The organism is Streptomyces sp. NPDC059900, assembly GCF_050270335.1.
In the GTDB taxonomy this organism is placed as follows: domain Bacteria; phylum Actinomycetota; class Actinomycetes; order Streptomycetales; family Streptomycetaceae; genus Streptomyces.
This window is the reverse complement of record NZ_JBNNJZ010000436.1, coordinates 1-6,939: the sequence shown is the minus strand read 5'-3', so window position 1 is coordinate 6,939 and position 6,939 is coordinate 1. Positions and strand designations below refer to the sequence as shown.

The following is a 6,939-nucleotide window of genomic DNA, read 5'->3' as shown; positions in this document are numbered from 1 at the left end:
AGTTGTGGCTGTGCAGCACGTCGTTCAGGCCGCCCCACACCGCGTTGTTCGGGCGGGCCTCGACGGCGCCGGTGACCGAGTTGCGGCGGAAGAGGATGTTCGAGGCGCCGGAGAGCTCGCGGGCCTTGACGATCTGCCCGTCGGGCATCGTCACGCGGGTGCCCGCGGTGACGTACAGACCGGCCTCGACGACGCACTCGTCGCCGAGCGCGATGCCGACGCCCGCCTCGGCGCCGATCAGGCAGCGCTCGCCGATGACGATGCGGACGTTGCCGCCGCCGGAGAGGGTGCCCATCGTGGAGGCGCCGCCGCCGATGTCCGAGCCGTTGCCGACGACCACACCGGCGGAGATGCGGCCCTCGACCATGGAGGTGCCGAGCGTGCCCGCGTTGAAGTTCACGAAGCCCTCGTGCATGACGGTCGTGCCCTCGGCGAGGTGCGCGCCAAGGCGCACGCGGTCGGCGTCGGCGATGCGGACGCCCTTCGGCGCGACGTAGTCCGTCATGCGCGGGAACTTGTCCACGGAGGTCACCGCGAGGTGCAGGCCCTCGGCGCGGGCGTTGAGCCGGACCTTCTCGAGGTCGTCGACGGCGACCGGGCCGAGCGACGTCCAGGCGATGTTGGCCAGGAAGGCGAACTGGCCGTCGAGGTTCACGCCGTGCGGCTTGACCAGGCGGTGCGAGAGCAGGTGCAGACGCAGGTAGACGTCGTGGGCGTCCACCGGCTTCTCGTCGAGGGACGCGATGACCGTACGCACGGCGACGATCTCGACGCCACGGCGGGCGTCCGGGCCGATCGCCTTGGCCGCGCCGTCGCCGAGCAGCTGCACGGCACGCTCGGCGGTGAGCCGCTCGGTGCCGGCGGGGCCCGCTTCGGCGACGAGCTCGGGCGCGGGGAACCAGGTGTCGAGAACGGTGCCGTCGGCGGTGACGGTGGCGAGGCCTGCGGCGACGGCGCCGGTGGTGCGGGAAGCGTTCGTGTCGGTCATGGGGAAAACCTAACCGGCGGCGCGCCGCGCGGGCGAACCGGTCTCAGTGGCCGGGCTGCCGCGGGCGACGGCAGCGGGCCGCACCGGGGCACGCCCCGCCCCTCACCGCGCACGCGGTGCCGGGTGCAGCGCCCCGCCCCGCACCGCGCCCGCGAGCACCGGGTCCAACGCACCGCCCGGTGGCACCGGGAGCAGGGCGCCACCGACCGAGCCACGGGCGTACGGGATCCGGACACGGCAGTCGGCCTCGTCCCGAGCCCCCGCCCGCCCGGGCGGGCAGACGGGGCGCCCGCCGGGCGGACCGCCGACCGGAGTGCGCCCCTCAGCTCTCGCCGTGCAGAAGCCGGTCGAGCATCTCCCGCGTATAGGCCGCGTCGTACTCGCCGCCCGTGAGCAGCACCTGGAGGGATATCCCGTCCATCAGCGCGACCAGGGCACGGGCGGTGACCGGGTCGGTGCGCCGCTCGAGGACCTCGGCGAGCCCCGCGCACCACTCGGCGGCCACGGGCCGCAGGGCGGGCCTGCGCAGGGCGGCGAGGTAGAGCTCGTACTCCAGCTCGACCCCCGACCGCTCCCCCGCGAACCAGTCGCCGAGGATCCGCGCCAGCTCCGCCGCGAGGTCGGCGTCGGGGTCCTCGAACGCCCGACCGGCGGCCATCACCTTCGCGAAGCCCTCGTTGGACTGCCGCAGCGCGGCGACCATCAGCTCGTCGAGCGTCTTGAAGTGGTAGGTGGTCGATCCGAGCGGCACGTCGGCCTCGGCGGCGACCGTGCGGTGGCTGAGCCCGCCGATCCCCTTCTTCCCGACCACGCGGATCGCGGCGTCGATGATCCGCTGGCGGCGCTCGGGGTCGTACCGGCGGGCCATCAGTGCGCACCGCCTAGGTTGAGCAGGACGACGCCCGCGATCACCAGGGCGATCCCCGCGATCTTGGCGAGACCGGCGGACTCCCCCATGAAGATCATGCCGATGGCGGCGACCGCGGCGGTGCCGATTCCGGCCCAGATCGCGTACGCGGTGCCGACGGACAGCGTCTTCAGGGTCTGCGCGAGCAGCGTGAACGCGATCAGATATCCGGCGACGGTGATCAGCGAGGGCCAGAGTTTGCTGAATCCCTCGCTGTACTTCATGGCCGTCGTCCCGGCCACCTCCGCCACGATCGCCCCGGCCAGCAGTCCGTATCCCATGTGTACGAGGGTACACAACGGTGCGTACGGGTGTACATAACGCGGGTGACCAAACCGGTTAAGGTAGCGCGATCACTGTGGGGGGCCACAGGGAACTACACGCGGGACACCGCACGGAAGTACGGAGCACAGACGCGATGTCAGACATACCGGGGTGGGGACCTCAGGGGCCGTACGGAGCACCGCCCGGCTGGGGCTGGAACGGCTACGGCTGGACTCCGCCACCGCCGCCGCCCAAGCCCGGCGTCATCCCCCTCGCGCCGCTGGGCGCCAACCACATCATCGGCGGCGCGTTCACGACGATGCGGCGCTACGCCAAGCCGCTGTTCGGCACCGCGGCCGCCGCCTACGGCCTGCTCGCCGCCTTCGTCGTGGCCACAGGGGTGCTCGCCTACGTCGCCACGCGGGACCACATCCGTGCCATGTCCGACGCGGGCGCGGACTTCACCTGGGACGACGGCAGGCCGATCCTGGTCGCGTTCGGCCTGGCGTGGCTGGTGTTCATGCTCGCCACGCTGGTCGTCAACTCGTTCGTCCAGGCGGCCTGCGCCGCCACGCTGCACGAGGCGGTCCTCGGCCGCCCTGCGGCGTTCGGCGCGATCTGGCGCAGGGCATGGTCGCGGACGCCGTCCGTGCTCGCCGTGACCCTGCTGCTCTCGATCGTCCTGATGCTGCCGGTGGCCGGGTTCGCGCTGCTCTTCCTCTCGCTGATCTTCCTGATGATGACCCAGTCGCTCATCCCCATCGGCCTGGTCCTGCCGCTGTTCCTGCTTACGCTGCCGCTCGCGGCCTGGCTGTACGTCCTGTTCGCCTTCGCCCCGGCGGCCGCGGTCCTCGAAACGGCGGGACCGCTCACGGCGTTGCGGCGTTCCGTACGCCTGGTGCGGGGCGCCTGGTGGCGCACCTTCGGCCTCTCGCTGCTCGCGGGGCTCATCGTGGTGGGCATCTCCCTCGCCCTGCGGCTCCCCTTGCAGTTCGCCGCGCCGACGCCGCCCCCGGTGGACCCGGACGACTCCGCGTCGGCCTACTTCCTGGACCAACTGCGCTCCCAGTTCGGCCTGTACGCGGTCCTCGGCCTGCTCGGCAGCTTCCTCACCCAGCTCGCCGCCACGGTGTTCCTGCCCCTGGTGACGGCCCTGCTCTACATCGACCGCCGCATCCGCAAGGAGAACCTCGCGCAGACGCTCACGGAGGCGTCGGCGCAGCCGCAGCCGGTCCCCTAGACGCGACAAGGCCCCCCGCGCGGGAAGCGCGGGGGGCCTTGTCGGGGATCATGTCCCAAAGATCGCTCAGACGTTGAAGCCGAGCGCGCGAAGCTGCTCGCGGCCGTCGTCCGTGATCTTGTCCGGGCCCCACGGCGGCATCCAGACCCAGTTGATCCGGAGCTCGTTGACGATGCCGTCGGTGGCGGACTTCGCCTGGTCCTCGATGACGTCCGTCAGCGGGCAGGCCGCCGAGGTGAGCGTCATGTCGATCGTCGCGATGTTCGCGTCGTCGACGTGAATGCCGTAGATCAGGCCGAGGTTGACGACGTCGATGCCCAGCTCGGGGTCGACCACGTCGTACAGCGCCTCGCGGACCTCTTCTTCGGAGGCCGGCTTGGTCAGGGTCTCGTTCTCGCTCATGCGGTCTTCCTCTCAGCGACGTCGGTACCGAGTGCCTGCGCCGTCGCGTCCTTCCACGCCATGCAGCTCAGCAGAGCACACTTCACCCGCGCCGGGTACTTGGAGACCCCGGCGAACGCGACGGCGTCCTCCAGGACCTCCTCCATCGCGTCGTCCGGCTCCAGCTTGCCCTTGGACTGCATCAGCTCCAGGAACACTTCCTGGACCTTCTGCGCGTCGGCGAGCTCCTTGCCGACCAGCAAGTCGTTCAGGACGGACGCGCTGGCCTGGCTGATGGAGCAGCCCTGGCCCTCGTACGACACGTCGGCGATCGTCGACCCGTCGTACTTCACGCGCAGCGTGATCTCGTCGCCGCACGTCGGGTTGACGTGGTGCACCTCGGCGTCGCCATCACGAAGACCGCGCCCGTGCGGGTGCTTGTAGTGGTCCAGGATGACTTCCTGGTACATCGAATCCAGCTTCACGTCCCGGTCAGCCCCTCAGCCGAAGAAGTTCCGTACGTGCTCCAGGCCGTCGATCAGCGCGTCGATCTCGCCGGGCGTGGAGTACAGATAGAACGACGCTCGCGTGGTCGCAGGAATTCCGTAGCGCAGGCAGACCGGGCGGGCGCAGTGGTGACCCACGCGGACCGCGATGCCTTCCTCGTCCAGAACCTGGCCCACGTCGTGCGGGTGGATGTCGCCGAGCGCGAAGGAGATCGCGGCGCCGCGGTCCTCGGCCGTCGTCGGACCGATGATCCGCAGGTCGGGCACCTCCAGGAGGCGCTTGACCGCGTACTCGGTGATCGCGTGCTCATGAGCGGCGATCTTGTCCATGCCGATCGCGGTGAGGTAGTCCACGGCCGCGCCCAGGCCGACGGCCTGGGAGACCGGGGGCGTGCCCGCCTCGAACTTGTGCGGCGCGGGAGCGTAGGTCGACGAGCTCATCGACACGGTCTCGATCATCTCGCCGCCGCCGAGGAACGGCGGCAGGTCCTCGAGAAGCTCCTGCCGTCCCCACAGGACGCCGATGCCGGTCGGGCCGAGCATCTTGTGGCCGGTGAAGGCCACGAAGTCGGCCTGCAGCGCCTGCACGTCGAGCACCATGTGCGGGGCGGCCTGCGAGGCGTCGATGCAGACCAGCGCGCCGACCTCCTGCGCACGGCGGATGATCGCCTCGACGGGGTTGTGCGTGCCCAGGATGTTCGAGACCAGGACGAAGGAGACGATCTTCGTCTTCTCCGTGATGATCTCGTCGATGTTGGACAGGTCGAGCCGGCCGTCGTCGGTGAGGCCGAACCACTTCAGCTTCGCGCCGGTGCGCTGCGAGAGCAGCTGCCACGGCACGATGTTGGAGTGGTGCTCCATCTCCGTGATGACGATCTCGGTCTCGTGGTCCACGCGGTAGGGCTCGTCGGCCCAGCCCAGCATGTTGGCCACGAGGTTAAGCGACTCCGAGGCGTTCTTGGTGAAGATCACCTCGTCGCGGCTCGGCGCGTTGATGAACGCCGCGACCTTGTCACGGGCGCCCTCGTACAGCGCCGTGGCCTCCTCCGCGAGGACATGCACGCCGCGGTGGACGTTGGCGTTGTGCTTCTCGTAGTACTCGTTGAGTACGTCGAGCACCTGACGCGGCGTCTGGGAGGTCGCCGCGTTGTCCAGGTACACGAGCTTCTTGCCGTCGTGGATCGTGCGATCCAGGATCGGGAAGTCCTTGCGGATCGCCTCGGTGTCGAGGAGGCCCGGCAGCTGTGTCACGCGGATGCGCCACCCTTCGTGTAAGCCTCGTAGCCCTCGGCCTCCAGCTTGTCGGCGAGCTCGGCACCGCCGGACTCGGCGATGCGGCCGTTCGCGAAGACGTGCACGAAGTCGGGCTTGATGTAGCGCAGGATGCGCGTGTAGTGGGTGATCAGCAGGGTGCCGACCTCGCCGGTCTCGCGGACGCGGTTGACGCCGTCCGAGACCTGGCGCAGGGCGTCGACGTCCAGGCCGGAGTCCGTCTCGTCGAGGATCGCGATCTTCGGCTTGAGGAGCTCCATCTGGAGGATCTCGTGGCGCTTCTTCTCACCGCCGGAGAAGCCCTCGTTCACGTTGCGCTCGGCGAAGGCCGGGTCCATCTGGAGCGTCTCCATCGCGCCCTTGACCTCCTTCACCCAGGTGCGCAGCTTGGGGGCCTCGCCGCGGATCGCCGTCGCCGACGTACGCAGGAAGTTGGAGACCGAGACGCCGGGGACCTCGACCGGGTACTGCATGGCCAGGAACATGCCGGCGCGGGCGCGCTCGTCGACGGACATCTCCAGGACGTCCTCGCCGTCGAGGGTGACGGTGCCCTGCGTGATCGTGTACTTGGGGTGACCCGCGATGGAGTAGGCGAGCGTCGACTTGCCGGAGCCGTTCGGGCCCATGATGGCGTGGGTCTCGCCCTGCTTCACGGTGAGGTCGACGCCCTTGAGGATCTCCTTCGTGGCGTTGTCGGCCTCGACGGTGACGTGCAGGTCGTGGATTTCAAGCGTTGCCATGTGCCTCAGGACTCCTGGGTGAGGGAGACGAGCACATCGTCCCCTTCGATCTTTACGGGGTATACGGGGACGGGGCGCGTCGCGGGGAGCCCGGACGGCTTGCCGGTGCGGAGGTCGAAGGCGGAGCCGTGCAGCCAGCATTCGATCTGACAGTCCTCCACCTCGCCCTCGGAGAGGGAGACGTTCGCGTGCGAGCAGATGTCGTTGATCGCGAACACCTCGCCCTCGGTGTGGACGACCGAGACCGGCGTGCCGTCGAGTTCCACCCGCTTGGGGGTGTCCTCCGACAGCTCGCTCAGTCCGCAGGCGCGTACGAAGGTCATGCGACCGTCGCCTCCAGCTCCTCTTCGATCTTCGCGATGAGGCGCTCCTCGACGTCCGGCAGACCGATCTGCTGGACGAGCTCGGCGAAGAATCCGCGGACGACGAGGCGGCGCGCCTCTTCCTCCGGGATACCGCGCGACTGGAGGTAGAAGAGCTGCTCGTCGTCGAAGCGGCCGGTCGCCGATGCGTGGCCCGCTCCGACGATCTCGCCGGTCTCGATCTCGAGGTTCGGCACGGAGTCGACGCGGGCGCCGTCGGTCAGAACCAGGTTGCGGTTCATCTCGTAGGTGTCGGTGCCCTCGGCGGCGGCCTGGATG

The 6,939-nt window shown here is 69.7% G+C and carries 10 protein-coding genes; 1 reads left to right on the top strand and 9 read right to left on the bottom strand.

The genetic code is table 11. The features are described 5' to 3' along the window. From dapD to ACQKIP_RS35305, 3 genes are all read right to left on the bottom strand, one after another. Positions 1-988, bottom strand: a 988-nt coding sequence (dapD, locus tag ACQKIP_RS35315; RefSeq protein WP_365853157.1) for a 2,3,4,5-tetrahydropyridine-2,6-dicarboxylate N-succinyltransferase, incomplete at its 3' end; no start/stop codon positions are given. Positions 989-1,310: 322 nt separating this feature from the next. Next, entirely contained in the window at positions 1,311-1,856 is a 546-nt protein-coding gene (locus ACQKIP_RS35310; RefSeq protein ID WP_365853155.1) for a TetR/AcrR family transcriptional regulator, read from the bottom strand. Beyond that, entirely contained in the window at positions 1,856-2,176 is a 321-nt protein-coding gene (locus ACQKIP_RS35305; protein ID WP_365827236.1) for a DMT family transporter, read from the bottom strand. The genes ACQKIP_RS35310 and ACQKIP_RS35305 overlap by 1 nt, the downstream gene beginning before the upstream one ends. A 137-nt stretch (positions 2,177-2,313) precedes the next feature. Between ACQKIP_RS35305 and ACQKIP_RS35300 the strand changes: the two genes are divergently transcribed. Then, positions 2,314-3,399 carry an oxidoreductase gene (locus ACQKIP_RS35300; RefSeq protein WP_365853153.1) on the top strand — a complete coding sequence of 362 codons (1,086 nt, stop codon included), beginning with the start codon at positions 2,314-2,316 and terminating at the stop codon, positions 3,397-3,399. Between the two features lie 66 nt (positions 3,400-3,465). Here ACQKIP_RS35300 and ACQKIP_RS35295 read toward each other — a convergent pair whose 3' ends face one another. The 6 genes from ACQKIP_RS35295 to ACQKIP_RS35270 form a co-directional block, all read right to left on the bottom strand. After that, the gene (locus tag ACQKIP_RS35295) at positions 3,466-3,801 is read right to left on the bottom strand and encodes a metal-sulfur cluster assembly factor (RefSeq protein WP_160504340.1); all 336 of its coding nucleotides are present in this window, start codon (positions 3,799-3,801) and stop codon (positions 3,466-3,468) included. Then, entirely contained in the window at positions 3,798-4,265 is a 468-nt protein-coding gene (gene sufU, locus ACQKIP_RS35290; RefSeq protein WP_427745072.1) for a Fe-S cluster assembly sulfur transfer protein SufU, read from the bottom strand. The genes ACQKIP_RS35295 and sufU overlap by 4 nt, the downstream gene beginning before the upstream one ends. Before the next feature lie 15 nt (positions 4,266-4,280). Beyond that, complete coding sequence (locus ACQKIP_RS35285; RefSeq protein ID WP_365853148.1) at positions 4,281-5,537, bottom strand: cysteine desulfurase; 1,257 nt, start codon at positions 5,535-5,537, stop codon at positions 4,281-4,283. Beyond that, positions 5,534-6,298 carry a Fe-S cluster assembly ATPase SufC gene (gene sufC, locus ACQKIP_RS35280; protein ID WP_361188348.1) on the bottom strand — a complete coding sequence of 255 codons (765 nt, stop codon included), beginning with the start codon at positions 6,296-6,298 and terminating at the stop codon, positions 5,534-5,536. The genes ACQKIP_RS35285 and sufC overlap by 4 nt, the downstream gene beginning before the upstream one ends. A gap of 5 nt (positions 6,299-6,303) precedes the next feature. Further along, a complete protein-coding gene (locus ACQKIP_RS35275; protein WP_190083272.1) occupies positions 6,304-6,621 on the bottom strand; it encodes a bifunctional 3-phenylpropionate/cinnamic acid dioxygenase ferredoxin subunit in 318 nt (105 codons plus the stop codon). Then, the coding region (locus ACQKIP_RS35270; RefSeq protein WP_427745071.1) for a SufD family Fe-S cluster assembly protein at positions 6,618-6,939 on the bottom strand (322 nt) is incomplete at its 5' end. The genes ACQKIP_RS35270 and ACQKIP_RS35275, both read right to left, overlap by 4 nt.

Bases quoted from the DNA above. Each gene is read 5' to 3' on its own strand.
- ACQKIP_RS35275 (WP_190083272.1), bottom strand. From the start codon at position 6,621: ATGACCTTCGTACGCGCCTGCGGACTGAGCGAGCTGTCGGAGGACACC.
- sufC (WP_361188348.1), bottom strand. From the start codon at position 6,298: ATGGCAACGCTTGAAATCCACGACCTGCACGTCACCGTCGAGGCCGAC.
- ACQKIP_RS35295 (WP_160504340.1), bottom strand. From the start codon at position 3,801: ATGAGCGAGAACGAGACCCTGACCAAGCCGGCCTCCGAAGAAGAGGTC.
- ACQKIP_RS35305 (WP_365827236.1), bottom strand. From the start codon at position 2,176: ATGGGATACGGACTGCTGGCCGGGGCGATCGTGGCGGAGGTGGCCGGG.
- ACQKIP_RS35300 (WP_365853153.1), top strand. From the start codon at position 2,314: ATGTCAGACATACCGGGGTGGGGACCTCAGGGGCCGTACGGAGCACCG.
- ACQKIP_RS35310 (WP_365853155.1), bottom strand. From the start codon at position 1,856: ATGGCCCGCCGGTACGACCCCGAGCGCCGCCAGCGGATCATCGACGCC.